General features: G+C 72.7%; 21 protein-coding genes and 1 pseudogene. 13 read left to right on the forward strand and 9 right to left on the reverse strand.

Features of this window, described 5'->3' with window-relative positions:
- Positions 1–178 precede the first annotated feature (178 nt).
- From coaBC to H9645_RS06295, 3 genes and pseudogenes are all read left to right on the forward strand, one after another.
- Positions 179–1,392: pseudogene (gene coaBC, locus H9645_RS06285) on the forward strand (bifunctional phosphopantothenoylcysteine decarboxylase/phosphopantothenate--cysteine ligase CoaBC).
- A 25-nt stretch (positions 1,393–1,417) separates the two neighbouring features.
- The gene (dut, locus tag H9645_RS06290; RefSeq protein WP_191728853.1) at positions 1,418–1,876 is read left to right on the forward strand and encodes a dUTP diphosphatase; all 459 of its coding nucleotides are present in this window, start codon (positions 1,418–1,420) and stop codon (positions 1,874–1,876) included.
- A 16-nt stretch (positions 1,877–1,892) separates the two neighbouring features.
- Positions 1,893–4,205, forward strand: a complete 2,313-nt coding sequence (locus H9645_RS06295; protein WP_191728854.1) for a phosphomannomutase/phosphoglucomutase — start codon at positions 1,893–1,895, stop codon at positions 4,203–4,205.
- 8 nt (positions 4,206–4,213) lie between these two features.
- Here the strand turns inward: H9645_RS06295 and H9645_RS06300 are convergent, their stop codons facing one another.
- Positions 4,214–5,230 carry a polysaccharide deacetylase family protein gene (locus tag H9645_RS06300; RefSeq protein ID WP_191728855.1) on the reverse strand — a complete coding sequence of 339 codons (1,017 nt, stop codon included), beginning with the start codon at positions 5,228–5,230 and terminating at the stop codon, positions 4,214–4,216.
- Between H9645_RS06300 and H9645_RS06305 the strand changes: the two genes are divergently transcribed.
- Positions 5,229–6,152 (forward strand): glycosyltransferase, encoded by a 924-nt coding sequence (locus H9645_RS06305; protein WP_191728856.1) that lies wholly within the window; start codon positions 5,229–5,231, stop codon positions 6,150–6,152. The two genes, H9645_RS06300 and H9645_RS06305, sit on opposite strands and share 2 nt — an antisense overlap.
- A gap of 19 nt (positions 6,153–6,171) precedes the next feature.
- On the opposite strand, the gene H9645_RS06310 is transcribed toward H9645_RS06305, so the two are convergent.
- Positions 6,172–6,813 carry a hypothetical protein gene (locus tag H9645_RS06310; RefSeq protein WP_191728857.1) on the reverse strand — a complete coding sequence of 214 codons (642 nt, stop codon included), beginning with the start codon at positions 6,811–6,813 and terminating at the stop codon, positions 6,172–6,174.
- A gap of 26 nt (positions 6,814–6,839) precedes the next feature.
- Positions 6,840–7,502, reverse strand: coding sequence for an orotate phosphoribosyltransferase (gene pyrE, locus H9645_RS06315; protein WP_191728858.1), 663 nt, complete (start codon positions 7,500–7,502; stop codon positions 6,840–6,842).
- Positions 7,503–7,625: 123 nt separating this feature from the next.
- Between pyrE and H9645_RS06320 the strand changes: the two genes are divergently transcribed.
- The 4 genes from H9645_RS06320 to H9645_RS06335 all read left to right on the forward strand — a co-directional run bounded on the left by H9645_RS06320 (position 7,626) and on the right by H9645_RS06335 (position 11,417).
- Positions 7,626–8,837 (forward strand): cytochrome-c peroxidase, encoded by a 1,212-nt coding sequence (locus H9645_RS06320; protein ID WP_318240498.1) that lies wholly within the window; start codon positions 7,626–7,628, stop codon positions 8,835–8,837.
- Positions 8,838–8,948: 111 nt separating this feature from the next.
- The gene (locus tag H9645_RS06325; protein ID WP_191728859.1) at positions 8,949–9,773 is read left to right on the forward strand and encodes an exodeoxyribonuclease III; all 825 of its coding nucleotides are present in this window, start codon (positions 8,949–8,951) and stop codon (positions 9,771–9,773) included.
- Positions 9,770–11,068, forward strand: coding sequence for an AmpG family muropeptide MFS transporter (locus H9645_RS06330; RefSeq protein ID WP_225218036.1), 1,299 nt, complete (start codon positions 9,770–9,772; stop codon positions 11,066–11,068). Before H9645_RS06325 ends, H9645_RS06330 begins: the two co-directional genes overlap by 4 nt.
- Before the next feature lie 79 nt (positions 11,069–11,147).
- Entirely contained in the window at positions 11,148–11,417 is a 270-nt protein-coding gene (locus tag H9645_RS06335; RefSeq protein WP_191728983.1) for a hypothetical protein, read from the forward strand.
- A gap of 115 nt (positions 11,418–11,532) precedes the next feature.
- Here the strand turns inward: H9645_RS06335 and H9645_RS06340 are convergent, their stop codons facing one another.
- Both H9645_RS06340 and H9645_RS06345 read right to left on the reverse strand, forming a co-directional pair.
- A complete protein-coding gene (locus H9645_RS06340; RefSeq protein WP_318240499.1) occupies positions 11,533–12,672 on the reverse strand; it encodes an anhydro-N-acetylmuramic acid kinase in 1,140 nt (379 codons plus the stop codon).
- Positions 12,673–12,685: 13 nt separating this feature from the next.
- Positions 12,686–14,179: a M23 family metallopeptidase gene (locus H9645_RS06345; protein ID WP_191728860.1), complete on the reverse strand. Its 1,494-nt coding sequence runs from the start codon at positions 14,177–14,179 to the stop codon at positions 12,686–12,688.
- A 189-nt stretch (positions 14,180–14,368) separates the two neighbouring features.
- On the opposite strand from H9645_RS06345, the gene tyrS reads away from it, so the two are divergent.
- On the forward strand, positions 14,369–15,586 hold the full coding sequence (tyrS, locus tag H9645_RS06350) for a tyrosine--tRNA ligase (RefSeq protein ID WP_318240500.1): 1,218 nt from the start codon (positions 14,369–14,371) through the stop codon (positions 15,584–15,586).
- Between the two features lie 46 nt (positions 15,587–15,632).
- On the opposite strand, the gene H9645_RS06355 is transcribed toward tyrS, so the two are convergent.
- The 3 genes from H9645_RS06355 to H9645_RS06365 form a co-directional block, all read right to left on the reverse strand.
- Positions 15,633–16,031: an MAPEG family protein gene (locus tag H9645_RS06355; protein WP_191728862.1), complete on the reverse strand. Its 399-nt coding sequence runs from the start codon at positions 16,029–16,031 to the stop codon at positions 15,633–15,635.
- Positions 16,032–16,203: 172 nt separating this feature from the next.
- The gene (locus H9645_RS06360; protein WP_191728863.1) at positions 16,204–17,904 is read right to left on the reverse strand and encodes a M28 family metallopeptidase; all 1,701 of its coding nucleotides are present in this window, start codon (positions 17,902–17,904) and stop codon (positions 16,204–16,206) included.
- A 63-nt stretch (positions 17,905–17,967) separates the two neighbouring features.
- Entirely contained in the window at positions 17,968–18,654 is a 687-nt protein-coding gene (locus tag H9645_RS06365; RefSeq protein WP_191728864.1) for a DUF4097 family beta strand repeat-containing protein, read from the reverse strand.
- A gap of 63 nt (positions 18,655–18,717) precedes the next feature.
- On the opposite strand from H9645_RS06365, the gene gpmI reads away from it, so the two are divergent.
- From gpmI to H9645_RS06380, 3 genes are all read left to right on the forward strand, one after another.
- On the forward strand, positions 18,718–20,262 hold the full coding sequence (gene gpmI / locus H9645_RS06370) for a 2,3-bisphosphoglycerate-independent phosphoglycerate mutase (RefSeq protein ID WP_318240501.1): 1,545 nt from the start codon (positions 18,718–18,720) through the stop codon (positions 20,260–20,262).
- On the forward strand, positions 20,259–21,542 hold the full coding sequence (locus tag H9645_RS06375) for a murein hydrolase activator EnvC family protein (protein ID WP_318240502.1): 1,284 nt from the start codon (positions 20,259–20,261) through the stop codon (positions 21,540–21,542). The genes gpmI and H9645_RS06375 overlap by 4 nt, the downstream gene beginning before the upstream one ends.
- 94 nt (positions 21,543–21,636) lie before the next feature.
- Entirely contained in the window at positions 21,637–23,190 is a 1,554-nt protein-coding gene (locus H9645_RS06380) for a S41 family peptidase (protein WP_191728866.1), read from the forward strand.
- Here the strand turns inward: H9645_RS06380 and H9645_RS06385 are convergent.
- Positions 23,184–23,876 carry a rhomboid family intramembrane serine protease gene (locus H9645_RS06385; protein ID WP_191728867.1) on the reverse strand — a complete coding sequence of 231 codons (693 nt, stop codon included), beginning with the start codon at positions 23,874–23,876 and terminating at the stop codon, positions 23,184–23,186. The genes H9645_RS06380 and H9645_RS06385 overlap by 7 nt on opposite strands.
- Before the next feature lie 146 nt (positions 23,877–24,022).
- Between H9645_RS06385 and H9645_RS06390 the strand changes: the two genes are divergently transcribed.
- Complete coding sequence (locus H9645_RS06390; RefSeq protein ID WP_191728868.1) at positions 24,023–25,363, forward strand: OmpP1/FadL family transporter; 1,341 nt, start codon at positions 24,023–24,025, stop codon at positions 25,361–25,363.
- Positions 25,364–25,441: the final 78 nt, after the last annotated feature.

Consider the following 25,441-nt stretch of genomic DNA (forward strand, 5'->3'; position numbering starts at 1 on the left):
TCGTCGGCCGCCGGTGCATCCACGACAGGGGAGCCGCGTGGCGGTGATCAGGGGGCGCCTGCACCGGCAGCCGACGTGGGTCCATTGCACGCGATCGGCGCCTGCGCCGCCGCCGGCCGGTCGCGGGCGTTCGGGTAAGCTGTCGGACCCTTCCCGGGTCAGGACACTCCGAGCGCGCATGGCCAGTGCCGACAGCCACCTCGACGGCGAACGCATCCTGCTCTGCGTGTGCGGCGGCATCGCCGCGTACAAGTCCGCCGACCTCGTGCGCCGCCTGCGCGATGCCGGCGCGCAGGTGCGGGTGGCGATGACCGAAAGCGCGACGCACTTCGTCGGCGCCACCACCTTCCAGGCGCTGTCGGGCGAGACCGTGCGCACCTCGCTGTGGGACCCGGCGGCCGAGGCGGCGATGGGCCACATCGAACTCGCGCGCTGGGCGACGCGGGTGCTGGTGGCCCCGGCCACGGCCAACACGCTGGCGAAGCTGGCCACCGGCTTCGCCGACAACCTCGTCACCACGCTGTGCCTGGCCACCACCGCGCCGCTGGCGCTGGCACCGGCGATGAACCACCGCATGTGGCTGCATCCGGCCACGCAGGCCAACGTGGCGCGGCTGCGCGAGCGCGGCGCGCTGGTGGTGGGGCCGGTGGACGGGCCGCTGGCCGAGGGCGAGTCGGGCCCCGGGCGCATGGCCGAGCCGCTGGACATCGTCGCCGCGCTCGCGACGCCGGCGGCATGAGCGGCGACCTCGCCGGCTTGCGCGTGGTGGTCAGCGCCGGGCCCACGTACGAGGACATCGATCCGGTCCGCTTCGTCGGCAACCGCAGCAGCGGCAAGATGGGCTTCGCCATCGCCGCGGCCGCCGCGCGCCGCGGCGCCACCACCATCCTGGTCGCCGGCCCGGTGGCGCTGGACACGCCTGCCGGCGTCGAGCGCCGCGACGTGCGCTCGGCCGCGCAGATGCACGCCGCGGTGATGGCCGCGCTGCCGGCCGACGTCTACGTCGGTGCCGCCGCGGTCGCCGACTTCACCCCGGCCGCGTTCGCCGAAGGCAAGATCAAGAAGACGCCCGGCGACGAGGGGCTGGTCCTCGAGCTGGTGCGCACCGCCGATATCCTCGCCGACGTCGCGACGCATCCGCGACGCCCGCGGCTCGTCGTCGGCTTCGCCGCCGAGACCGGCGACCTCGAGGCCAATGCGCTCGACAAGCTGGCACGCAAGCGCGTCGACATGGTCGCCGCCAACCGCGTCGGCGTGGCCGGCAGCGGCTTCGAGGCCGACGACAACACGCTGCATGTCTTGGACGCCGGCGGCGGCCGCGTGCTCGGGCCGGCAGCCAAGACCACGCTCGCCGACGCGCTGCTCGACCTCGTCGCCGCGCGCCTGCGCTGACCGACCGACAAGGACCGCCCTCCGCATGCCGCACACGCTGGACCTGAAGATCCTCGACCCGCGCATCGGCGGCGAATGGCCGCTGCCGGCGCACGCCACCGACGGCAGCGCGGGCCTCGACCTGCGCGCGGCCATCGACGCCCCGCTGGAGCTCGCGGGCGGCGACACCGCGCTGGTGCCGTCGGGCATCGCCATCCACATCGCCGATCCCGGCCTGTGCGCGATGGTGCTGCCGCGTTCCGGCCTCGGCCACCGCCACGGCCTGGTGCTCGGCAACGGCACCGGCCTGATCGACGCCGACTACCAGGGGCCGCTCATGGTCAGCCTGTGGAACCGCTCGCGGGAGGCGTACACCGTGCAGCCGGGCGACCGCATCGCGCAGCTGGTGCTGGTGCCGGTCGTGCGCGCGGGGCTGCGTGTGGTGGATACTTTCGACGAGAGCGCGCGGGGGGCGGGTGGCTTCGGCCACACCGGCGTGCGCTGACCCGGGGAGCAACGACGTGAAGCTATCGAACAAGACGCGCCAGGCCGTGCTGCAGTCGCGGCGGGCGCTGCAGCTGCTGGCGGCCCTGCTGGTCCTGCTGGCGGCGTGGCTGGCCTGGACCGGCTGGCAGCAGATGCAGGACGGCGCGCGCCGCGACCAGCTCGGCATCACCCGCGACGCGCTGGCGCAGGCCACGACGCGAGCGCTGCAGAACGAACTCCAGCGCTTCGACGAGCGCCTGGCCTCGACGCCGGTGCGCGACGCCCTGGCCGCCGGCGACTTCACGGCCGCGGCCGCGGCGCTCGGTCGCGACTGGCCGAACCTCGAGCACGCCGCGATCCTCGACACGGGGCTGGACGAGGAATACGCCAATGCGGAACAGGCGGGCTACGGGCGCATCGCGGTGGCCGAGGCCGCGATGACCGAAGGCAAGCCGGTGCTGTGGGTCGTGCGCGACGGCGAGGCCCCCGGGCTGGCGCTGGCCGCGCCGGCGCGCGTGGGCGACGCGATGGTCGGCGTCGCCTATGTCCGCCTGCCGGTGGCGCGCGCCTCCGCGGGGCTCGATGCCGTCGACGTGCCGGGTTCCACCTACCTCGCGCTGCGCCAGGGCGGATACACCCTCGCCGAGCGCGGCGACGCCGCGTACAAGGAGTCCGCCGAACGCATGGCGGTGCCCGTGGACGGGACCGGCCTGCGCGTGGCCGCCGGGCTGCCGCCGCGCCCGACCGCACTGTTCGGCCTGGCCGCGGTGCCATCGTTCGTGGCCGCGGCGATCCTGCTGCTGCTGGCCTACACGCTGTCGCGCCTGCCGTCGCTGGTCGGCAGGAGCGACGAGGACGAGGCCGGCCCCTCCCCCACCCTGGAGCAGACCCTGGAAATGGAACCGGTGAAAGACCCTGAAACCGCCGCCGCGCCGGTGCCGGTGCGCGAGGCGAAGGCGGCGGCGGTCGCGATCGACCCCGGCATCTTCCGCGCCTACGACATCCGCGGCATCGTCGGGCAGTCGCTCGACATCGGCGTGGCCGAGCTGATCGGCCATGCCATCGGTTCGCTGATGCACGAGCAGGGCCTGAAGGACATCGTCGTCGGCCGCGACGGCCGCCTGTCCGGCCCGGACATGGTCGCCGGCCTCACCGCCGGCCTGCGCAAGGCCGGCCGCGAGGTCATCGACATCGGCATGGTGCCCACGCCGGTGGTGTACTTCGGCGCCTACCACCTGCGCACCGGCTGCTGCGTCTCCATTACCGGCAGCCACAACCCGCCCGACTACAACGGCTTCAAGATCGTGGTCGGCGGCGAGACGCTGTCCGGCGCCGCGATCACCGACCTCTACGCGCGCATCGCCGACGACCGGCTGCACACCGCGCCGTCGCCGGGTGGCGTGACCGAGCGCGACATCGGCGACGACTACGTCGAGCGCATCGCCTCCGACGTCCAGCTCGACCGCCCGCTCAAGGTCGTGGTCGACGCCGGCCACGGCGTCGCCGGCGAGATCGGGCCGCGGGTGCTGGAAGCCATCGGCGCCCACGTCGAGCCGCTGTTCTGCGAGATCGACGGCACCTTCCCCAACCACCACCCGGACCCGAGCGAACCGCACAACCTCGCCGACCTGGTGGACATGGTGAAGCGCTTCGACGCCGACCTCGGCATCGCCTTCGACGGCGATGGCGACCGCCTGGGCGTGGTCACGAAGGGCGGCGAGAACATCTTCCCCGACCGCCTGCTGATGCTGTTCGCCGCCGACGTGCTCGAGCGCAACCCCGGCGCGGTGATCGTCTACGACGTGAAGTGCACCGGCCGCCTGCAGGGGCACATCCTGCGCCACGGCGGCAGCCCGCTGATGTGGAAGACCGGGCATTCGCTGATCAAGTCGAAGATGCGCGAGACCGAAGCCGAGCTGGCCGGCGAGATGAGCGGCCACTTCTTCTTCGGCGAGCGCTGGTACGGCTTCGACGACGGCATCTACGCCGCCGCGCGCCTGCTCGAGATCCTGGCCGCGCGCCCGGAGGAGCCGGGCGAGGTGCTGGCCGCGCTTCCGACCGGCGTCGCCACCCCGGAGATCAAGGTCGACGCGCCCAACGGCAACCCGCACGCCTTCGTCGAGCGCTTCCTGGCGCAGGCGAAGTTCGAGGCCGGCGCGCGCCCGTCGACCATCGACGGCCTGCGCGTGGACTTCCCCGACGGCTGGGGACTGGTCCGCGCCTCCAACACCACCCCGGTGCTGGTGCTGCGCTTCGACGCCGACAGCGAGGAGGCGCTCGACCGGATCCGCGCGGTGTTCCGCGAGCAGCTGCTGGCGGTGGACCCGGAGCTGCCGCTGCCGTTCTGATCGCCCGCTCAGACCGCCAGGCGCTCGATGGGCGCGCGGAAGAGGTCGAGGGCAATCCAGTCGGGACGGAAGCGGCCGTGCCGGTCGACCACTCCCGACTGGTCGAAGCCGATGCGGCCAAGCAGCCAGGACGGCTGGTCGTCGCTGGCATTGATGACCGGATCGCTGGTGAACGCGAGCTCGTAGCCACTGGCCCTGGCCCGCGCCAGCACGGTGTCGTCGTATCGGCCGTGCGGGAAGGACAGGGTGGCAGGCGGCGGCGCGGCGAGGTGCCGGCCGAGGATCGTGCGCGCCCCCGCCAGCTCCGCGTCCAGGTCCGCGGCGCGCGGCATCGGCACGTGGGTCTTGCCATGGGCGCCGATCGCCACGCCGCCCGCGGCCAGCGCGCGCAGCTCGTCGCCCGTCACCATCTGGCGGGTGCCATCGTCCATGGCGGCGGCGAAGGGCGCCAGCACGACCGCCCGCCGCTCCGGCGACAGGGCTTCCAGCGCGGCGATCACGGCGCGCAGGCCGTCGAGCGAATCGGCCGGAACCGGCGCCAGCGGATGCCCGGCCTCGGCCAGCGCGGCGAGCAGCGCGGGCATGCGCACGCGACCGAGCCGGAATGCCGCCACCAGCCGCTCCTGGAAGAAGGCCTCGTCGCGGTCGACCGCGTCGGCGACGGTGAACAGCAGCGCCGGCATGCCGGCCGCGCGCAGGCGCGGCAGCGCATGGTCGTGGTTGTCGGCCCAGCCGTCGTCGAAGGTGACCAGCAGGGCGCGGTCGGGCAGCGGCCGGCCGTCGCGGCGCGCCGCCAGCACGTCGTCCATCGAGACCGGGTTGTAGTGCCGCGCGAAGAACGCCAGGCAGCGGTCGAGCAGGCCGGCCTCGAGGGTGTAGTCCGGGTCGCATGATGCCCAGCGCGGATCCTGTTCGGTCAGCACGCGATGGAACATCACCACCGTCAGGGCGCGGCGGTTGCGGACGCGGTGGTACAGTCCAAGCAGGCCGCTGCGATAGAGCGCGCGCTTGACCAGGTCCGTCATGGCCGCCATCCCCGAAACCTCCGTCGTCATCCCCACTTGGAACCGGCGCCACCTGATCGCTCGTGCGATCGATTCGGTGCTCGCGCAGACGCGGCCGGTGGACGAGGTCATCGTCATCGACGACGGCTCCACGGACGGCACCGGAGCCTGGCTGGCCGATCGCTACGGAGAACGCGTTCTGTGCGTGCGGCAGGACAACGCCGGCGTCTCGGCGGCGCGCAACCGCGGCCTGGCGCTGGCGCGGGGACGCTATATCGCCCTGCTCGACAGCGACGACGAATGGCTGCCGGAGAAGACCGCGCGGCAGGTGGCCTTCCTGGAGTCGCATCCGGACATCGGCATGGTCCTGTGCGACGTGGAGCGGATGAATCCCGACGGCTCGCGGATCGACGTGTTCGACCGCCGCCGGCAGATCCCGCGGGACGGGCCGGCACTGCGCTGGGTGCTGCGCGAGCCAGCGCTGGCACCACTGTCGGTGCTGATGCGCCGCGAGGTGTACGAGACGGTGGGTGGGTTCGACGAAGGCCTGCGGACCGCCGAGGACCTCGACTTCCACCTGCGGGTCGCGGCGCGATGGCCGATCGGCGTGGTATCGGCGCCGCTGGCGCGCGCCCTGCGCGGTCACGACGGGCTGTCTTCGCTGGCTTCGACCGAGGACGACTACGTGACGGTGATGGAGCGCGCGGCGCACGCGGCGACCGGGCAGGTGCCCGAGGACGAGCGCCGCCAGGCGCTGGCCGCGGCCTACGTCAGGAACGCGGAGGAATACCTGTGGCGCGGGCAGTACCGGCAGGCCGGCCATCTGGCGCGCAAAGCCTGGGCGCTGGGGCCGGATGCGCCGCTGCGGCGCCGCCTGCTGCACCTGCTGCCGCGCGCGGGCAAGGCCTGGCTGCGGTCGATGCTGTCGCGACGGCCGGCGTGATCGCGGCCCCCGTGGGCCTTCAGCCCGGGGCGTCGAGGCCCTTCATGCTCCGGTAGCGCTCGAGCGCGCCGTCCAGGTCGCTGCCCAGCGAGGCGCGGTCGGCCAGCTGGCGCTCCATGATCGCCTGCTGGCGCACCAGGTCGCCGTGCTGGGCCTGGATTCCGTCGACCAGGGCCTTGCCCACGGGCTGCCCCAGCAGTTCGCGCTCGGCGGCCTGGCGCAGCAGCGACAGCAGGCTCTGGCGCAGGTTGGTGATGCTCAGCCCGGAGGTCTTCAGCGCTTCCTCCACCAGGGTGATGCGCTCGCCGTAGGCACGGCGCAGGTCGTTCTCGGTGGCGTAGGACTCCACCATCGCCAGGTCGCGGCGATGGCGCTCGGCCTCCGCCATCTCGGCCTCGGCCGCGGCGCGGGCGGCCAGCGCCGCTGCGGCGCGTTCGTCGCCGGTCAGCGCGCGCGGTACTTCGCCGGTACGGTTGCCGCTGGCGGCGTTGATCTCGGTGCGGGCGCGGTCGAGCGCGTCGGCCGGCAGCGTGTCGCCGCAGACCTGGACGCCGTTCTCGTCCCAGCAGTAGAGCTTCTTGTCCGTGGGCGCCTTCTGCGCCGCGGCGGCCAGGGGCAGCGCGGCGAGCAGGATGCCGGCGATGCAGCGGGTGGTCTTCATCGTGTCCGTCCCCCCGGTCGGTCGAATCAGGTGGCCGCGCTGCCGTAGCGCGCGCGGTAGGCGAGCAGGCGCTCGCGTTCGGCCGACAGTGTCGCGCTTTCGCCGGTGAACGCAAGCAGGTCGGCGAGGCTGGCGATGGCCACCACCGGCACGCCCTCGCCGGCGGCCACCTGGGCCGCGGCCGAGCGCCGGTCGGCCGCGGCCTCGTCCAGCACTTCCTGGCGGTCCAGCGCGATCGCCACGCCCGCGGCAATGCCGCCGGCCGCGCGGATCAGATCCAGCGCCTCGCGCACGGCGGTGCCGGCGGTGAGCACGTCGTCGACCACCAGCACGCGGCGTCCGTCGAGCGCGGCGCCCACTAGCGTGCCGCCTTCGCCGTGGTCCTTGGCTTCCTTGCGGTTGTAGGCCAGCGGCAGGTCGCGGCCGCGGCGGGCGTACTCGCAGGCCAGCGCGGTGGCCAGCGGGATGCCCTTGTAGGCGGGGCCGAACAGCAGGTCGAAGTCGAGTCCCGCGGCATCGATGGCGTCGGCGTAGCAGGCGGCCAGGGTGGCCAGCACGGCGCCGGAGTCGAAGCGCCCGGCGTTGAAGAAATAGGGGCTGGTGCGGCCGGACTTGAGCGTGAACTCGCCGAAGCGCAGGGCGTCGGCCTGCAGCGCCAGGCGCAGGAACCGGGTGCGGTGGTCGGGCATGGCGTGTGCAGGGCGGTCGCGGGAGCGCCATGGTAGCAACCCGGTGTGCATTGACCGGGATCAACGCTCCGGGGACACGGCATGGCTATGGTCGGCGTGACGGAATCCTTGTGGAGGAGCGACATGTACGACCGGACCAGGCTCGGGCTTGCGATCACGGCCATCCTGCTGGTGGCGGTGGCCTGCGGGAAGACGGACGGCGACCGCGCTGCCCCGGTGGCCGGGGGCGCCACGGCCGTGGATGCGCCCGCGGCCGCCACGCCGCCCGCCGGCGATCCGGTGGCGGTCGAAGGCGTGCCCGGTACCGCGCCGACCGCCGGCGCCGCGGACCCGGCGGACGCCGCGGCCGCCGGCGGCGGAAACACGCTGCGCACCACCGCCGCGGCGATGTTCGGCACCATCCCCGAGCGCGTGGAGGCGCTGCGCGGCAAGCCGCTGTCGGACGACCAGGTCGAACTCGGCCACATGCTGTTCTTCGACCCCCGCCTGTCGAGCAGCCAGCTCATCACCTGCAACACCTGCCACAGCCTCGGCACCGGCGGCGCCGACAACGTGCCGGTCTCGATCGGGCACGGCTGGCAGCGCGGCCCGCGCAACTCGCCGACCGTGCTCAACGCGGTGTTCAACGCCGCGCAGTTCTGGGACGGCCGCGCCGCCGACCTCGCCGAGCAGGCCAAGGGCCCGGTGCAGGCCAGCGTCGAGATGAACAGCACCCCGGAGCTGGTGGTGAAGACCCTCGAAAGCATCCCCGAATACGTCGACCGCTTCGGCAAGGCCTTCCCGGGCGAGGCCCGGCCGGTGAGCTTCGACAACATGGCGTTCGCGCTGGAGGCCTTCGAGGCCACGCTGGTGACGCCGGACTCGCGCTTCGACCGCTGGGTGCTGGGCGACGACGCCGCGCTGGACGCCACCGAGCGCCGCGGCCTGGAGCTGTTCGTGTCCTCGGGCTGCGCCTCCTGCCACAACGGGCGCAACTTCGGCGGCCAGGCCTATTTCCCGTTCGGCGTGATCGAGCGCCCGGGCGCCGAGATCCTGCCGGCGGGCGACAAGGGCCGCTTCGAGGTGACCGCCACGGCCAGCGACGAGTACGTGTTCCGCGCCGCGCCGCTGCGCAACGTCGAGCTGACCGCGCCGTATTTCCACTCCGGCCAGGTCTGGGACCTCGAGCAGGCGGTGGCGATCATGGGCACGGCGCAGCTGGGCCGCGAACTGGACGGGGACGAGGCCAGCGCCATCGCCGCCTTCCTGCGCACCCTGACCGGGCGCCAGCCGACGGTGGAGTATCCGATCCTGCCGCCGAGCACGGCGACGACCCCGCGGCCGGTCGCGCAGTAGGGCGCCGGCGACAGGAGGGAAGACGCCGGCCATCGCCGGCGCCGGTGCGCTAACCTTGGACCGCGACGGGCCTGTGCCCGCCGCGTCCGTCTTTCCAGCACCGGCAGCAGCATGCGCATCATCAGCTTCAACGCCAACGGCATCCGTTCGGCCGCCAACAAGGGCTTCTTCGACTGGTTCAGGGCCCAGGACGCCGACATCCTCTGCGTCCAGGAAACCAAGGCCCAGGAGCACCAGCTCGCCGCCGCCGATGGCAACGGCGTGCATCCCGACTTCCTGCCCGAGGGCTACCGCGCCTGGTTCAAGGACGCGAGCACGAAGAAGGGCTACAGCGGCGTGGCGATCTACAGCCGCCGCGAGCCCGACGAGGTGCGCACGGCGCTGGGCTGGGCGCCCTTCGACGACGAGGGCCGCTACATCGAGGCGCGCTTCGGCAACCTCAGCGTGGTCTCGTTCTACATCCCGTCCGGTTCTTCCGGCGAGCTGCGCCAGGGCTTCAAGTTCGAGGTCATGGACTGGCTGAAGGCGCACCTGGACGAATGGCTGGCCAGCGGCCGCGACTACGTGCTGTGCGGGGACTGGAACATCGTGCGCTCGCGCAACGACATCAGGAACTGGACCGGCAACCAGAAGAACTCCGGCTGCCTGCCGCCCGAGCGCGCCTGGCTCAACGGCATGATCGCCGACGCCTGCGGCGACGGCCTGTGCGAGCCGCCGGCGCAGGGCTGGCGCGATGCGCTGCGCGTGCTGCGCCCCGAGGCCGCCGAGTACACCTGGTGGAGCAACCGCGGCGCCGCGCGCGCCAACAACGTCGGCTGGCGGATCGACTACCAGTTCGTGACGCCTGGTTTGGCCGAGCGAGTCGAGGCCTGCGCCGTGCACGCCGAGCCCCGCTTCTCCGACCATGCGCCGCTGGTCGTGGACTACCGCGAATGAGCACGAAGCCTTCGGCCTGGCGCGCCTTCGCGCAGCCGTCGGCGTGGACGATGTTCTTCTTCGGCTTCGCCTCCGGCCTGCCCTTCCTGCTGGTGGCCGGCACGCTCGCCTACTGGCTGCGCGAGGGTGGGATCGAGCTGAAGGAGATCACCATGATCGCCAGCGCCGGCATGGCGTACTCCTTCAAGTTCGTCTGGGCGCCGCTGGTCGACCGCTGGCGGCTGCCGCTGCTGGGCCGCTTCGGCCAGCGCCGCGGCTGGCTGCTGCTGGCCATGGGCTGCGTGATGGCCGGCCTGCTGGCGATGGCGGCGCTGACGCCCGAGCGTCTGGCGGTGTTCGTCGCGCTGACGCTGTTCGTCGCCTTTGCCGGCGCCACGCTCGACATCGCCGTCGACGCCTACCGCGTCGAGATCGCACCGGCCCCGGCGCAGGGCGCGCTGGTGGCGACGTACTCGCTCGGCTACCGCATCGCCCTGATCGCGTCCGGCGCGCTGGCGCTGGTGCTCGCCGACCACGCCGCGTGGCCCGACGTCTACCGGGTGATGGCGGCGCTGATGCTGGTGCCGATGCTGGCCTGCCTGCTGGCGTCCGAGCCGGACGTCGTGCGCGTGCGCACGCAGGGCTTCGCCGCGGGGCTGCGCGAGGGCGTGGTCGAGCCCTTCGCCGACTTCTTCCGCCGCTTCGGCGGCGGAATCGGCCTGGTGGTGCTGCTGTTCATCCTGTCGATCAAGATCTCCGACCAGGCGATCGTCGGCGGCATCATCGGCCCGTTCTACCTCGACCAGGGCTTCAGCAAGACCGAGATCGCGGCGGTGACCAAGGTCTACGGCATCTGGGTCGGCATCGCCGGCGCCTTCCTCGGCGGCGTGGCGGTGGCGCGCTGGGGCATCCACTGGCCGCTGCTGGCCGCGATCATCCTCGGTGCCGCCAGCAACCTGCTGTACCTGGCGCTGATCGGCGCCGACGGCGACATCCGCCTGCTGACCCTGGTGATCTCGGGCGAGAACCTGGCCCAGGGCTTCCTCGGCACGGCGGCCGTGGCCTACCTGTCGGCGCTGGTCAACCAGCGCTACACCGCAACCCAGTACGCGCTGTTCTCGTCGCTGATCATGCTGCCGGGCAAGGTGCTGGGCTTCTTCTCCGGCGCGATCGTCGAGTCGAGCTCCGGCGGCTACGCCACCTACTTCCTGATCACCGCGGTGGTCGCGTTGCCGGCGGTGGGCCTGTTCTTCTGGCTCAAGCCGCGCGTGCGCGTGGGCGGCGAGGACGGGGCGGCGCTGGAGGACGCGCGGTGAGCGCGCACCCCTTGCCGCCGCGAGCGGGCCGTACTATCAATGGCGCGTTGACGTGAGCGGGGACGACTGGGCGCCGGCCATGACCGACATCGTGCTCAAGGACATCGACGAGCTGCTGCTGGAGCGCATCCGGCGCGTGGCCGACCGTCGGGGCTGGACGCTGTCGCACGCGCTTCAGCACCTGCTCGAGCAGGGACTCTATGCGGTGGAAGGCGAGGGCAAGCTCGGCTTCGACACCTCCGAGGCCGACGTGCTGCAGTCCGCGATCGCCGCCCTGGAGGGCGTGCCGGACGGCGTGTTCTCGCTGATCGGGCAGGTGCCCTCCGCCAAGCCCGACCAGCCCCTGTAGGAGCAGCTACGGCTGCGACCGCCATCGCGCCCACGGTCGCGACCTGCGGTAAAGCACGCAGGCTCCGGCACACCGATCGCGGCCATCGCCGCTCCCACGCGTCGGGAAGGAGCACTCAGGCCTGATGGATGGCACCCAGGATGCGCGGCCCGGCCGCGCCGGTCACCGCGGCCAGGTTGCCCGGCCGCCCCGCCAGCGTCTCCCGCGCCAGCCAGGCGAAGGCCATGGCCTCGATCGCGTCCGGGTCCAGGCCGTGCGCCGAGGTCGATTCCACCACCATCCCCGGCAGCTCCGCCGCCAGCGCCGCCATCAGCGCGGGATTGTGCACGCCGCCGCCGCAGGCGATCACGCGCGCGGTGTCCGGCTGGGTCGCACGCAGGGCGTCGGCCACCGTGCGTGCGGTCAGGGCGAGCAGGGTGGCCTGGACGTCCGCCGGCGCCTCGCCGCCCGACAGGCGCGATTCGACCCAGTCCAGGTGGAAGCGGTCGCGGCCGGTGGACTTCGGCGGCGGCTGCGCGAACCAGGGCTCGTCGAGCAGGCGCGCCAGCAGCGCGCCGTCGACACGCCCCGACGCGGCGAAGGCGCCGCCGCGGTCGAAGGCCTCGCCGCGATGGCGCAGGCCCCAGGCATCCATGAGGCCGTTGGCGGGGCCGGTGTCGAAGCCGCGCACCGGTCCCGAAGCCGGCAGGAGGGTGAAGTTGGCGATGCCGCCGAGGTTGAGTACCGCGCGCGATTCCGCCGGGTCGTGCAGGAGCGCGGCGTGCAGCGCGGGCACCAGCGGCGCGCCCTGGCCGCCGGCGGCGACGTCGCGGGCGCGGAAGCCGGCGACCGTGGTGATGCCGGTGCGTTCGGCGATGGTCGCGGCGCAGCCGAGCTGCAGGCTGTAGGGCAGGGGGCCGTGCGGGTCGTGGCGCAGCGTCTGGCCGTGCGAGCCGATGGCGGCGACGTCCGCGGCCGCGGTGCCGCTGTCGGCCAGCGCCTGCAGCGCGGCGTCGGCGAAGGCGCGGCCGATGGCGACGTCGAGCCGGCCGACCTCGTCCAGCGACAGCGTCGCATCCTGCTGGCCGAGCGCGACCAGCTGCGCGCGCAGGGCGGGATCCCAGGCGTAGGTGCGGGCGAAGCGCAGCGAGGGCCGCGCCGTGGAGGCGTCGCTGACGAAGTCGACCAGGGCGGCATCGATGCCGTCGGCGCTGGTGCCCGACATCAGGCCGAGGAAACAGCGCGGGCGCGGCGCCTGCACGGAGTGCGTGGCCACGGCTGGCGCCGGATCAGCCCCGCCCGCGACCCGCGGTGGCGTTGGCGCGGGCAGCAGCGACGCGCGTGTCGCCCGCGTCGTCGGCCGGCACCTGGGCGTAGATGATGTCCTCGACGGTGCGGATGCGCGCCAGCGCCGGACCGGTCTGGGCGCGGAAGGCGGCCAGCGCCGTGCCCTTCAGCGGCTCGGGCTCGGGCATGGTGTGCTGCAGCGGGTTGCGGTGCACGCCGTTGATGCGGAACTCGTAGTGCAGGTGCGGGCCGGTGGACAGCCCGGTGCTGCCGACGCGGCCGATCACCGTGCCCTGGCTGACGCGCTGGCCCTGGCGGATGTTGCCGAAGCCGGACATGTGCGCGTACAGGGTGGTGTAGCCGCGGCCGTGGTCGAGGATCACGGTGTTGCCGTAACCGCCCTTCCAGCCCTTGAACGCGACGCGCGCGTCGCCGGCGGCCATGATCGGCGTGCCGGTGCGGGCGGCGTAGTCCACGCCCTTGTGCATGCGCATCGTGCCGCGCACCGGGTGCCGGCGCGAGCCGAACTTCGAGCTCAGGCGCGCGTACTGGATCGGCATGCGGATGAAGCTCTTCTTCAGCGGCCGGCCGTCGGCGTTGAAGTACTCGGCCTTGCCGTCGCGCTCGTAGCGGAAGGCGGTGAACGGCGTGCCCTTGGCGGTGAACACGGCCGCCAGCACCTCGCCGGTGCGCAGCAGCTCGCCTTCGCGGTAGACCTGCTCGACGACCACGCTGAAGCGGTCGTTCTGGGTGACGTCGGTGTTGAAGTCGATGTCGTACTGGAAGATCTCGTCGGTCAGCTTGTTGATGCTGGCGCCCGACAGGCCGAGCTTGCGCGCGCTGTGGAACAGCGAGCGGCCGACCTTGCCGCTGACCACGGTGGTGCGCACCTCGAGCGGGCGCTCGAGCACGGTCTCGGTGACCTTGCCGTCCTCGATCGCGAGTTCGACGCGCTCGGTCTCGCCGCGGTCGTAGCGCAGCGCACGCAGCGGCGCGCGGCTGCCGTCGGCGGTCGGCGCGCCGAAGGCGAAGCCGAGCTGCGTGCCGGGACGCAGGCGGGTCAGCGCCTGGCGCGCGTCGGCGTTCTCGAGCAGGGCGTGCATGGTGGCGGCCGGGACGCCCAGATCGTCGAAGATGGCGCCCAGGGTCTGGCCCTTCTCGACGTTGACCAGCATCCAGTCGTTGAACGCGGCCTCGGTGCGGGCCGGCTGCGACAGCGCCGGCAACGCCAGCGACAGCGTGGTCAGGTGGGCGCGCGCCGGCACGTCGACGGCGGTGTTGAAACCGGGCACGATGGCCAGCAGCAGCGCACCGGCGGTGGCGGCGAGGCTGGCATGAGCCCACTGGCGACGCGCCCAGCGGCGACCCCCGATGGTTTCGGTCGCAGCGTCCTTCTGGCGGGAAGCGGTCTGGCGGGCCAGCTCGCGCAGGTTGCGGAGGCGGACGCGCGCACTGCGCTGCGCGTCGGACGGTGCGGACGATTCGGGCGTGGTCATGTGCGGATCGGACCCTTGGCCCTGGCGTGACGGGCGCGTCACGGGGCCACCATAATCACGCGAACACCATGCGTCAAACCCCTGATGCCGCTGGGATTTCCCGCCCGGCAAGATTTTAACCCGGTGTTAACAACGGAGGTAAACTCCGTCACGTTTTCACGACGCGCCGACGTCAGAACAGGAATTTCCGTGTCCCAGACCACCCCCTCCCAGGCCTTCCAGCTCATCTCCCGCGGCGTCGATGAGCTCCTCAAACCCGACGAGCTCGAGGCCAGACTCGCCTCCGGCCGCCCGCTGCGGATCAAGGCCGGCTTCGACCCCACCGCGCCCGACCTGCACCTCGGCCACACGGTGCTGCTGAACAAGCTGCGCCAGTTCCAGGAGCTGGGCCACACCGTGGTGTTCCTGATCGGCGACTTCACCGGGATGATCGGCGACCCGACCGGCAAGAGCGCGACCCGCAAGCCGCTCACGCGCGAGGATGTGCTGGCCAACGCCGGGACCTACCGCGAGCAGGTGTTCAAGGTGCTCGACGAGGCGCGCACCGAGGTGCGCTTCAATTCCGAGTGGTTCGGCCGCATGGGCGCCGCCGACATGATCCGCCTGGCCGGCCAGCACACGGTCGCGCGCATGCTCGAGCGCGACGACTTCGCCAAGCGCTACGCGGCGCAGCAGTCGATCGCGATCCACGAGTTCCTCTATCCGCTGGTGCAGGGCTACGACTCGGTGGCGCTGGAAGCCGACGTCGAATGCGGCGGCACCGACCAGAAGTTCAACCTGCTGATGGGTCGCGGCCTGCAGGAACACCACGGGCAGGCGCCGCAGGTGGTGCTGACCATGCCGCTGCTGGTGGGCCTGGACGGCGTCAACAAGATGTCCAAGTCGCTGGGGAACTACATCGGCGTCACGGATCCGGCGATCGAGTTCGTCAACAGGACGATGAAGATCGGCGACGACCTGATGTGGGACTGGATCGAGCTGCTGAGCTTCGATATCGGCATCGACGAGGCGGCGAAGCTGAAGGCGGAGGTCGCCTCCGGCGCGCTGAATCCGCGCGAGGTGAAGCTGCGCCTGGCGCGCGAGCTGGCCACGCGTTTCCACGACGCGGCCGCGGCCGAGACCGCGATCGCCGGCTGGCACGCGGCGGTGACCGGCCAGGGCGACACTTCGCTGCTGCCGCTGCAGGACGTCGCGGTGCCGGCCGAGGGCCTGCGCATCGCGGCGCTGCTGACCGCGGCGGGGATCACGCCGTCGAACTCCGAGGCCAACCGCAAGCTCAAGGAGCGCGCGGTCAAGGTGGATGGAGCGGTGGTCGAGGACGCGGGCGCGACCTTCGTGCCCGGTTTCGAAGGCGTGCTGCAGGTCGGCAAGCGCAACTTCGCGCGGGTGCGGCTGGTCGCCGGCTGAGGCCGGGCCGGCGAGGGCGCGCGCAGCCCGCGGGACGTGGCCGCGATCAGGCCACGCCGAGCGCCGCCAGCACCATCAGCGCGACCACGCAGGCGTAGCCGCCCATCCACGCCAGGCTGCGTGCCAGCGGCACGTCGGCGAGGTACAGCACGCCGTGCGCGATGCGCAGCAGCACGAAGGCGACGGCCAGCATCGCGATCCGCGCATGGTCGACGCCGGCGGCCTGCGCCATCAGCACGCCGGCGGCGAACGGCGCAAAGGCCTCGAAGGCGTTGAGGTGCGCGGCGTTCGCGCGCTGCACCTTGTAGTTCCCGGCCTGCTTGGCGATCCACGCGCGCGGGTTGCGGTTGTTGTAGCCGGGCGCGCCGGTCTTGGCGGCGAACGCCCAGGCGTAGGGCAACAGGGCCGTGATCAGGATGCACCAGTAGGCGGTGGCGAGGGTCATGGTGGAGGGCCGTGGACGGAGAGGCCGGAGTAGAGCAGCTTTCCCGCCGCAGCCGCCACTGTCCGTCCGGCCATGCCTGCGCTCACCCCTGCCGCCGTGGCGGACACGGAAACGGCGCCCTGCGGCGCCGTTCCGTCCCACGCGTGCGGCCGTCGCCGGCCGCGGCGGTGGCCTACTTTCCGGAGCGCATCGCGTCGCGCGCGGCCTTGAAGGCGTTGCCCTCGTACCAGTTCGGCCAGCCGCCCTCGTCGGCCAGGGTGCGGCCGACGCCGTACAGCGCCTCCAGGTCCTGGATCACGCCGTCGAGGTTCCAGGCGGGATCGAACTCGTCGGCGGGCTTGTGGTACGCGACTTCGGTGTAGCGGCGGCCGTACTCGGCGCCCGCCTCCTTGCCGCCTTCGACCAGGTCGTCGCCGCCCTTGGCGTACAGCGCCGGCACGCCGGCCTTCGCGTAGTTGAAATGATCGGAGCGGAAGTAGAAGCCGCCGGCCGGGTTGCCTTCCATCACCAGGCTGCGGCCCTGGGCGTCGGCGTAGCGCTTGAGGATGTCCTCGAGCTCGGAGTTGCCCAGGCCGGTCACGACCATGTCGCGCGCGGGGCCGGCCACGCTCATGGCGTCGAGGTTGACCACGCCCACGGTCTTCTCCAGCGGGAAGGCCGGGTGTGCGACCTGGTACTTCGAGCCGAGCAGGCCGGATTCCTCCAGGGTCACCGCGATGAAGGCCACCGAACGCTTCGGCTGGCCATCGGCCTTGAACTTCTCCGCGATCTCGATGATGCCGGCGATGCCGGTGGCGTTGTCGACGGCGCCGTTGTAGATCGTGTCGCCTTCGCCCTCGTGCTTGCCGAGGTGGTCCCAGTGGCCCATGTAGACCACGGCCTCGTCCGGCGCCTCGCTGCCGCGCAGGATGCCGACCACGTTGCGCGAGGAGCTTTCGCGGGTCGTGCTGTTCAGGTCGAACGACACGCGCGCGTCCAGCGGCACCGGCTTGAAGCCGCGCTGGTTGGCGGCGGTGTACAGGGCGTCGAGGTCCTGGCCGGCGTCGGCGAAGAGCTGCTTCGCCGCCTCGGCGCTCAGCCAGCCCTGCGCGGGCAGGCGCGGTTCCGGATCGTCGGAGGCGCGCAGGTCGAACTGCGGCCCGGACCACGAATTCTTGACCACGTCCCAGCCGTAGGACGCGCCGGCGGTGTCGTGGATGATCAGCGCGGCGGCGGCACCCTTGCGCGCGGCCTCCTCGAACTTGTAGGTCCAGCGGCCGTAATAGGTCATGCGCTCGCCTTCGAACAGCGAGGCGTCCTTGGCGTGGAAGCCCGGATCGTTGACCAGGATGACCACGGTCTTGCCCTTGACGTCGAGGCCTTCGTAGTCGTTCCAGCCCAGCTCCGGCGCGTCGACGCCGTAGCCGACGAACACCAGGTCGCTGTCGGCGACCTTGACCTCGGCCTCGCCGGTGCGGGTGCCGATCACCATGTCGGTGCCGAAGGCGAGGTCGCGCTGCTTGCCGGCCACGTCCAGGCGCAGCACGGTGGACTCGTCCGCGGTGGTCTCGACCATGGGCACGGTCTGGAAGAAGCTGCCGTCGTCGCCGCCGGGCTCGAGGCCGATGCGCTCGTACTGGGCCTTGATGTACTCGACGGTCTTCTCGCCGCCGGGCGCGCCGGGCGCGCGGCCCTCGAATTCGTCGGAGGACAGGGTCTTCACCATTTCGGCGAAGTCGTCCTTGCTCAGCTCCGGGCTGAAGGCGTGGCCGGAGGCGCCGGTGGCGGCCGGGGCCGCGGTGTCGGCGGTGGCGGGGGCGCTGGCGGGCTCGCCGCTGCATGCGGCCAGCGCCGTCGCGACGGCGAGGCTGAGCACGAGGTGGGTCGGTCGCATTCGTCGGGTCCTGCGTGGATGGAATCCCCGATTCTATGCGCTCGGCGCCGCGAAGGGGCCGGGTCAGTCGTCCGTGCGCGCGGGTGCGGTCGGCGTGGAGTAGCGCACCGGCTGCGCGCCGGTCACCGCGCCGATGCGTGCGCTGTCGTGCACGTACAGGACGACGTCGCGCTCGAACACCAGCGGTCCGTCGACCGCGGCGCCGGGGCCGATGACGACGCGGGGCAGGCGGGTGCTGACGCGCACCGGCATCCAGCTGGTGCCGGGCTTGCGCACCTCGACGCCGCCGCGCACGTGCGAGCCGATGCCGATGGTCAGGTCGCCGTTGGCGAGGCTGACGTCGCCCGTGACTTCGGTCGCCACCAGGCCGATGGCGCCGTTGGTGGTCTCCACCGGACCCACGCGACCGTGCCGGTCGATGAAGATGCTGCCGTTGACGGTGCGGACCTCGCCGGCCACGCGCACGCGCTCGCCGAGGCGGATGCTGCCATTGACCGTGGACACGCGTCCGACGGTGACGTCGTTGCCGGCGCTGATGCTGCCGTTGGTGGTCGAGGCCGTGTCCGCCGTGACCCGGTCCGCGAGCCTGACGCTGCCGTTGGTGGTGCCCAGGCGCCCGTACTCGCTGCCGGCGGTGGTCGTTACCGCGCCGTTGGTGCGGACGATGTCCTCGCTGGCGCGGACGGCGCCGGGGAACAGCGCGGCCAGGACCAGGAGGATGACGAGGAGGGTGGCGTGGATGGCGGCCATGGGGCGAGTCTGCGCCTGCCGGGCGCTACAATGCACCTGTCCAACGTCACAGGGTCGAACGTCGTGCCAGAAGCCGCTTCCGTCCGCCGCCCGAAGCCGGTGGTGCTGCTGATCCTCGACGGCTGGGGCCACCGTGACGACCCCCGCGACAACGCGCTCGCGCTCGCCGACATCCCGAACTGGCGCCGCCTCTTCGCCGCCCATCCGACCACGCTCGTCCACACCGAGGGCACCCACGTCGGCCTGCCGGACGGGCAGATGGGCAACTCCGAGGTCGGCCACATGAACATCGGCGCCGGGCGCGTGGTCTACCAGGACCTCACCCGCATCGACGCCGCGATCGCCGACGCCAGCTTCTTCGCCAACGACGAACTGCTTTCGGCCTGCGGCGCCGTGAACGCCACGGGCGGTACCCTGCACCTGATGGGCCTGCTCTCGCCGGGCGGCGTGCACAGCCACGAGGCGCACCTGTTCGCGATGCTGGAGCTGGCGAAGCGCGAGGGCGTGGCGCGCGTCGCCGTGCACGCCTTCACCGATGGCCGCGACATGCCGCCGCGCTCGGCCGCGCCGAGCCTGCGTGCGCTGCAGGACGCCTGCGCCGCCGCCGGCAACGCGCATGTCGCCAGCGTCAGCGGCCGCTACTTCGCCATGGACCGCGACCGCCGCTGGGAGCGCGTGCGCCGGGCCTGGGACGCGATCGTGGACGCGCAGTCGCCGCACCGCGCCGCGGATGCGCTGGCCGCGCTCGATGCCGCGTATGCGCGCGACGAGAACGACGAGTTCGTCGCGCCCACCGTCATCGACGGCGCGACCCCGGTCGCCGACGGCGACGCCGTGGTGTTCATGAACTTCCGCGCCGACCGCGCGCGCCAGCTCGCCGCCGCCTTCGTCGCGCCGGGCTTCGACGGCTTCGACGCGCGCCGCCCTGCGCTGGCGCGCTTCACCTGCCTCACCGAGTACGACGCCTCGCTGCCCGCGCCGCTGGCGTTCGCGCCCGACGACCTGCGCAACACCCTGGGCGAAGTGCTGGGCGCGGGCGGGCTCACCCAGCTGCGCATCGCCGAGACCGAGAAGTACGCCCACGTCACCTTCTTCTTCAACGGCGGCCGCGAGGCGCCGTTCCCGGGCGAGGAGCGCATCCTCGTGCCGAGCCCGAAGGTCGCCACCTACGACCTGCAGCCGGAGATGAGCTGTCCGGAAGTGACGGAGAAGCTGGTGGCCGCGATCGCCTCGGGCCGCTTCGACGCCGTGGTCTGCAACTTCGCCAACCCCGACATGGTGGGCCACACCGGCGACCTGCAGGCGGCGATCAAGGCCGTCGAGGCCGTTGACCGCGCGCTGGGCGAGGTCGCCGCGGCGGTGGCCGCGCAGGGCGGCGAGCTGCTGGTCACCGCCGACCACGGCAACGTCGAGATGATGCGCGACCCGGAGACCGGGGAGCCGCACACTTCGCACACCGTGGGCCCGGTCGACCTGATCTACGTCGGCCACCGCGCCGGGGCGACGCTGCGCACCGGCGGCGCGCTGCGCGACCTGGCGCCGACGATGCTCGACCTGCTGGGCGTCCCGAAGCCGGCGGAGATGACCGGCCGCAGCCTGCTGGCGTGAGCGACGCGGCGGCCCGCCTCCGCCGGTTCCGCCGTGCGCCGGTGATGGCGGCGCTGCTGCTGGCGCTGGCCATGCCGGCGGGGCCGCTGGCGGCGCAGGACAGCCGCGAGGCGCAGCGCCGGCTCGAGCGCGTCAAGCGCGAGCTCAACGAGGTCGGGCGCGAGCGGCGCCAGCTCGAAGGCCAGCGCGGGACCGCCAGCCGCGCCCTGCGCGAGGCCGACGAGCGCGTCAACCGCAATGCCCGCGAACTCGCCGCCACCGAGGCCGCGCTGGCGCGCCAGCAGCAGGCGCTGGCGGAGCTGGAGGCCCGCCGCGACGCCGCCGCCGAGGGGCTGTCGGCGCAGCGGGTCGAACTCGCCGCGCTGCTGCGCGCCGCCTACACCGTCGGCGGCCAGGCGCCGCTGAAGCTGATGCTGTCGCAGGACGATGCCGCCGGCGCCAACCGCAGCCTGGCCTACCACGGCTACCTGCAGCGCAGCCGCAGCGCGCGCATCGCCGAGCTGTCGGCGGAGCTGTCCGGGCTCGAGGAAATGGAGCGCAGGATCGCCGCCGAGCGCGAAGCCCTGGCCGCGACCGGCGAACGCCAGCGCAGCCAGGCCGCGGCGCTGGAAAAGGAACGCGGCGAACGCGCCAGGGCCGTCGCCGAGCTCGACGGCCGCTACCGCGACCGCAGCGCGCGCGAGAAGGCCCTGGGGGCCGACGCGAAATCACTCGAGGGCCTGCTCGCACGCCTGCGCGAGGCCGCGCGCCGCGCCGAGGCCGAACGCAAGGCCGAAGCCGCGCGTCGCGCCGCCGCCGCGCGCCGGGACTCCGCCGCCCCGGCACCCGGCAGTGGCGGTGGCCGCAGCCCGGTCCCGGACGCGCCGCGGGTGGCGGTGGCGCGCAGCGCGCCGGTGCAGGTCGGCGGCCTGTCCTGGCCGCTCACCGGCAGCCTGCTCGCCGGCTACGGCGGGCGCATGCCCGACGGCCGCCGCAGCTCGGGCGTGCTGGTGTCCGCAGCCGCCGGCACGCCGGTCACGGCGGTGGCCGAGGGCACGGTGGTGTTCGCCGAGTGGATGACCGGCTACGGCCTGATCCTGATCATCGACCACGGCAACGGCTACATGAGCCTGTACGCCCACAACGACAGCCTGCTCAAGGGCCCGGGCGACCGCGTGCGCCGCGGCGATGCGGTGTCCACCGTCGGCACCTCGGGCGGGCAGGGCGCGGCGGCGCTGTACTTCGAGCTGCGGCGCGACGGCAAGCCGGTCGATCCGAACACCTGGCTGCAGAAGCGCTGAACGACGACGGGGCGGCCAGGCGCGGGAGCGGCATAATCGGGTGGACCTCGCGCCCCGGCGCGGGGCCGTCCATCCCGCGAACCCGGAGTCCCGAATGCGCGCCAGCCTGTTGACGCTCGCCCTCGCCAGCCTGCTGGCCCTGCCCGCCGCCGCGCAGACGCCGCCGCCTGCGGAGCCGGAGGAGGCGACGCCGGTGGATCGTGCCAGCCAGGACGATCCCGTGCGTGACGCGCCGGAGCCTGGCGCACCGGAACAGGACGCACCGGAGCAGGAAGCGCCGGAGCAGGACCCACCAGAGCAGGAGACGTCGCCGCAGGATGGGCCGGCGCAGGACGGACCCGCGCGCGGGACCGATACCGACGTACCTGCCGGCACAGGCGGAACCGCGACCGGTGACCCCACCGACGGCGACGACGGGGAGACCGCCAACAGCGCGGTTCCGCTGGACGAGATCACCCGCTTCGTCCTGGTCTTCAACGCCGTGCGCGCCGGCCACGTCGACGAGGTCGGTGACCGCGAGCTGATGCAGGCCGCGATCCGGGGCCTGCTGCTCGACCTCGATCCGCACAGCGCCTACCTGCAGCGCAGCGACGCCGAGGCCTTCGAAGAGGGCACCACCGGCGCCTACGAGGGCATCGGCGTCGAGGTCATGCAGCTGCCCGACGGCAGCATGCGCGTGATCTCGCCGATGGACGGCAGCCCGGCGCAGCGCGCGGGCATCCGCTCGGGCGATGTCATCACCGCCGTCGACGGCCAGGCGCTGACGCCGGCCAGCCACGAAGGCCGGGGTCCGCTGCGCGGCCCGCCCGGCACCGAGGTCGGCGTGACGGTCCTGCGCGAAGGCGAGGCCGAACCGCTCGAGCTGCGCGTGGCGCGCGAGGTCATCCGCACCGCGAGCGTGCGCGGCAGCATCCGCGAGCCGGGCTTCGGCCTCGTGCGCATCGCCTCGTTCCAGGCCGACACCGCGACGGACTTCGCCGCCACCGTGGACCGCCTCAACGGCGAGGCCGGTGGCAACGGCCTGCGCGGCCTGCTGCTCGACCTGCGCAGCAATCCCGGCGGCCTGCTGACCTCGGCGGTGCAGATCGCCGACGACCTGCTGGAGAGCGGCGGCATCGTCAGCACCCGCGGCCGCATCCAGGTGGGCGACACCTCGTTCAACGCCACGCCCGGCGACCGCATGCAAGGCCGTCCGGTGGTGGTGCTGGTCGACGCGGGGTCCGCCAGCGCCTCCGAGGTCCTGGCCGGCGCGCTGCGCGACAACGAGCGCGCCTGCATCGTCGGCAGCCGCACCTTCGGCAAGGGCTCGGTGCAGACGCTGCTGCCGCTGGACAACGGCGACGCGGTCAAGCTCACCACCGCGCGCTACTACACGCCCGGCGGCACCTCGATCCAGGCCCGGGGCATCGAGCCCGACCTGGTGATCGATGGCAAGGGCGCGCCGGCCAGCGGCTACGCCGAGTCCGCGCTGCCGGGGCATCTCGCCGCCGACGGCGAGGAGGGCGGGCGGCCGGGGCAGGTGCTCGACGGCGACGAGCCGGTCAAGGCGGCGATGGACGCGCTGCGCCGGCTCGCCTCTGGCGGGACCTGCGCGCTGCCGGTGACGCCGGCGGCCGGGACGGCTCCTCCGGCGGACGGCGCTCAGTAACCCTTCTGGCGCCGCAGCCGCCGGGCGATCGCGCCGCGCGAGAGCAGCGCGAACGCCACGCCGAAGGCGAAGCCGGCGACGTGGGCCGACCAGGCCACGGCGCCGAAGGCCGGTCCGATGTAGGCGAACACCACCTGCAGCAGGGCCCAGATGCCGATCAGCAGCGAGGCCGGCGCGCGCACGAACTCGAGGAACAGGCCCAGCGGCAGCACCACGCCCAGGTGCGCGCGCGGGAACAGCGCCAGGTAGGTGCCGATCAGCGCCGAGACCGCGCCGCTGGCGCCGATCACGAAGCGGTCCGGCGCATCGACCACGAGCACGGTGACGAGGTTGGCGAACGCACCGCCGGCCAGGAACAGCGCCAGCATCCGCCACGAGCCGAGCGCGCGCTCGGCCGGCAGGCCGAAGATCAGCAGGAACACCAGGTTGCCCAGCAGGTGCGCCCAGTCGGCATGCACGAACAGCGCCGTGAGAAGGCGCAACCCGCGCTCGCCGTCGCCCCACCAGTCCGCCAGCGCATCCGGTGCCAGGCCGCCGGTCAGTGCGCCCCAGCGCGCCATCAGCGCCTGCTCGACGGCCTCCGGCCGGGTGCTCGCCCACAGGTAGACGCACCACAGGACCGCGCAGAGCAGCGGGGTGGCCCAGCGGAAGGCGGGGCGCGCGTGCGTGGGGATCGAGACGAACATGACTGGGGAGCGGGGTGGGAAGGCGGACGTGGTGGCCAAGATACCCGCCCGGAGGCGTGACGCGGGGCACCTGTGCAACACCATCCGCCACGGTATAGTGCGCGGCACTCCAACAACTGCAAGCCACTGCCAGGAGCCTTCCCGCAATGCGTATTTCCCCCGTCTACAAGGCCTCGGCCCTCGCGCTCGGCATCGCCGGCGCCCTGGCCTTCGCCCCGGTCCACGCGTCCGGTTTCCAGCTCAAGGAAAACAGCGTCAAGGGCCTCGGCGCCGCGTTTGCCGGCACCGGCATCAACGAAGGCGACGCCTCCGTCGTGATCAACAACCCGGCCGCGATGACCCGCTTCGAGGGCACCACGGTCCAGGCCGACCTCTCGGTGATCGACCTGAGCTACCAGTTCGAGGGCAGCGGCACCGACGCGTTCGGCCGCCCGCTCACCGGCGGCGACGGCGGCAACGCCGGCGACGTCACTCCGATCCCGGCGTTCTCGGTGATCCACAAGCTCGACAACGGCCTGGCGCTGGGCGCCATGGTCAGCGCGCCGTTCGGCCTGAAGACCGAGTACGAGCCCGACTGGCAGGGCCGCTACTTCGCCGACACCTCGGACGTGAAGATCATCAACCTGACCTTCTCGGCCGCGCTGGACATCACCGACCGCTTCTCGGTGGGCCTGGGCGCGATCTACTCCAAGGCCGACGTGACCCTGTCCAAGGCCGTCGACTTCGGCACCCTGCTCTATTCCAACCCGGCCACCCGCCCGCTGCCGTTCGCGGTGCCGCAGGCGCGTGACGGCCACGCCGAGATCCAGGGCGACGACACCGGCTTCGGCTGGGTCGCGGGCTTCACCGTGCGTCCGACCGACCGCTTCTCGGTGGGCGTGAACTACCAGTCCGAGATCGACTACGAGCTGCGCGGCACCGCCGAGTGGCAGGTGCCGGGCGACGTGCGCGCGGTGTTCAACAGCAACCCGATGACCGCCCAGCTGTTCCAGAACGGCGGCGCCGGCGCCAAGCTGACCACGCCCTCGACCTTCTCGGTCGCGGCCCGCTACGAGTTCACCGACCGCTTCGCGATGATGGCGAAGTGGGCCGAGACCGGCTGGTCCTCGCTGCAGGAAGTGCGCATCGACTTCGACAACCCGGATCCGGACTCGGTCGAACCCTTCGAGTGGGAAGACACGCAGTTCGCGTCGCTGGGCGCCGAGTACAAGCTCAACGACGCCTGGACCCTGCGCGGCGGCGTCGCGATCGACGAGACCCCGACCAGCATCGAGCACCGCACCCCGCGCCTGCCCGACGCGGACCGCAACTGGTACTCGATCGGTGCCACGTGGGACGTGAGCGACGCGCTGTCGGTGGACTTCGCCTTCACCCACCTGAAGCCGAAGGATCCCGAGGTCGACTTCACCAGCGGCGGCAGCACCATCGCCGGTCCGTTCGACGGTGACGCCAACCTGTTCGGCGTGTCGGCGCAGTACCGCTTCTGATCGCTCCGGCGTGATGGAAAAAGCCCCGCATCCGCGGGGCTTTTTCTTTCCTCAGCCTTCCGTTCGCCCGCGTCCCCG

The sequence above is a fragment of the Luteimonas colneyensis genome (assembly GCF_014836665.1).
Taxonomy (GTDB): Bacteria; Pseudomonadota; Gammaproteobacteria; order Xanthomonadales; family Xanthomonadaceae; genus Luteimonas; species Luteimonas colneyensis.

Coding starts and splice junctions, on each gene's coding strand:
- dut (WP_191728853.1), top strand. CDS start 1,418: ATGCCGCACACGCTGGACCTGAAGATCCTCGACCCGCGCATCGGCGGC.
- H9645_RS06305 (WP_191728856.1), top strand. CDS start 5,229: ATGGCCGCCATCCCCGAAACCTCCGTCGTCATCCCCACTTGGAACCGG.
- H9645_RS06300 (WP_191728855.1), bottom strand. CDS start 5,230: ATGACGGACCTGGTCAAGCGCGCGCTCTATCGCAGCGGCCTGCTTGGA.
- H9645_RS06310 (WP_191728857.1), bottom strand. CDS start 6,813: ATGAAGACCACCCGCTGCATCGCCGGCATCCTGCTCGCCGCGCTGCCC.
- pyrE (WP_191728858.1), bottom strand. CDS start 7,502: ATGCCCGACCACCGCACCCGGTTCCTGCGCCTGGCGCTGCAGGCCGAC.
- H9645_RS06320 (WP_318240498.1), top strand. CDS start 7,626: ATGTACGACCGGACCAGGCTCGGGCTTGCGATCACGGCCATCCTGCTG.
- H9645_RS06325 (WP_191728859.1), top strand. CDS start 8,949: ATGCGCATCATCAGCTTCAACGCCAACGGCATCCGTTCGGCCGCCAAC.
- H9645_RS06330 (WP_225218036.1), top strand. CDS start 9,770: ATGAGCACGAAGCCTTCGGCCTGGCGCGCCTTCGCGCAGCCGTCGGCG.
- H9645_RS06335 (WP_191728983.1), top strand. CDS start 11,148: ATGACCGACATCGTGCTCAAGGACATCGACGAGCTGCTGCTGGAGCGC.
- H9645_RS06345 (WP_191728860.1), bottom strand. CDS start 14,179: ATGACCACGCCCGAATCGTCCGCACCGTCCGACGCGCAGCGCAGTGCG.
- H9645_RS06355 (WP_191728862.1), bottom strand. CDS start 16,031: ATGACCCTCGCCACCGCCTACTGGTGCATCCTGATCACGGCCCTGTTG.
- H9645_RS06360 (WP_191728863.1), bottom strand. CDS start 17,904: ATGCGACCGACCCACCTCGTGCTCAGCCTCGCCGTCGCGACGGCGCTG.
- H9645_RS06365 (WP_191728864.1), bottom strand. CDS start 18,654: ATGGCCGCCATCCACGCCACCCTCCTCGTCATCCTCCTGGTCCTGGCC.
- H9645_RS06380 (WP_191728866.1), top strand. CDS start 21,637: ATGCGCGCCAGCCTGTTGACGCTCGCCCTCGCCAGCCTGCTGGCCCTG.
- H9645_RS06385 (WP_191728867.1), bottom strand. CDS start 23,876: ATGTTCGTCTCGATCCCCACGCACGCGCGCCCCGCCTTCCGCTGGGCC.
- H9645_RS06390 (WP_191728868.1), top strand. CDS start 24,023: ATGCGTATTTCCCCCGTCTACAAGGCCTCGGCCCTCGCGCTCGGCATC.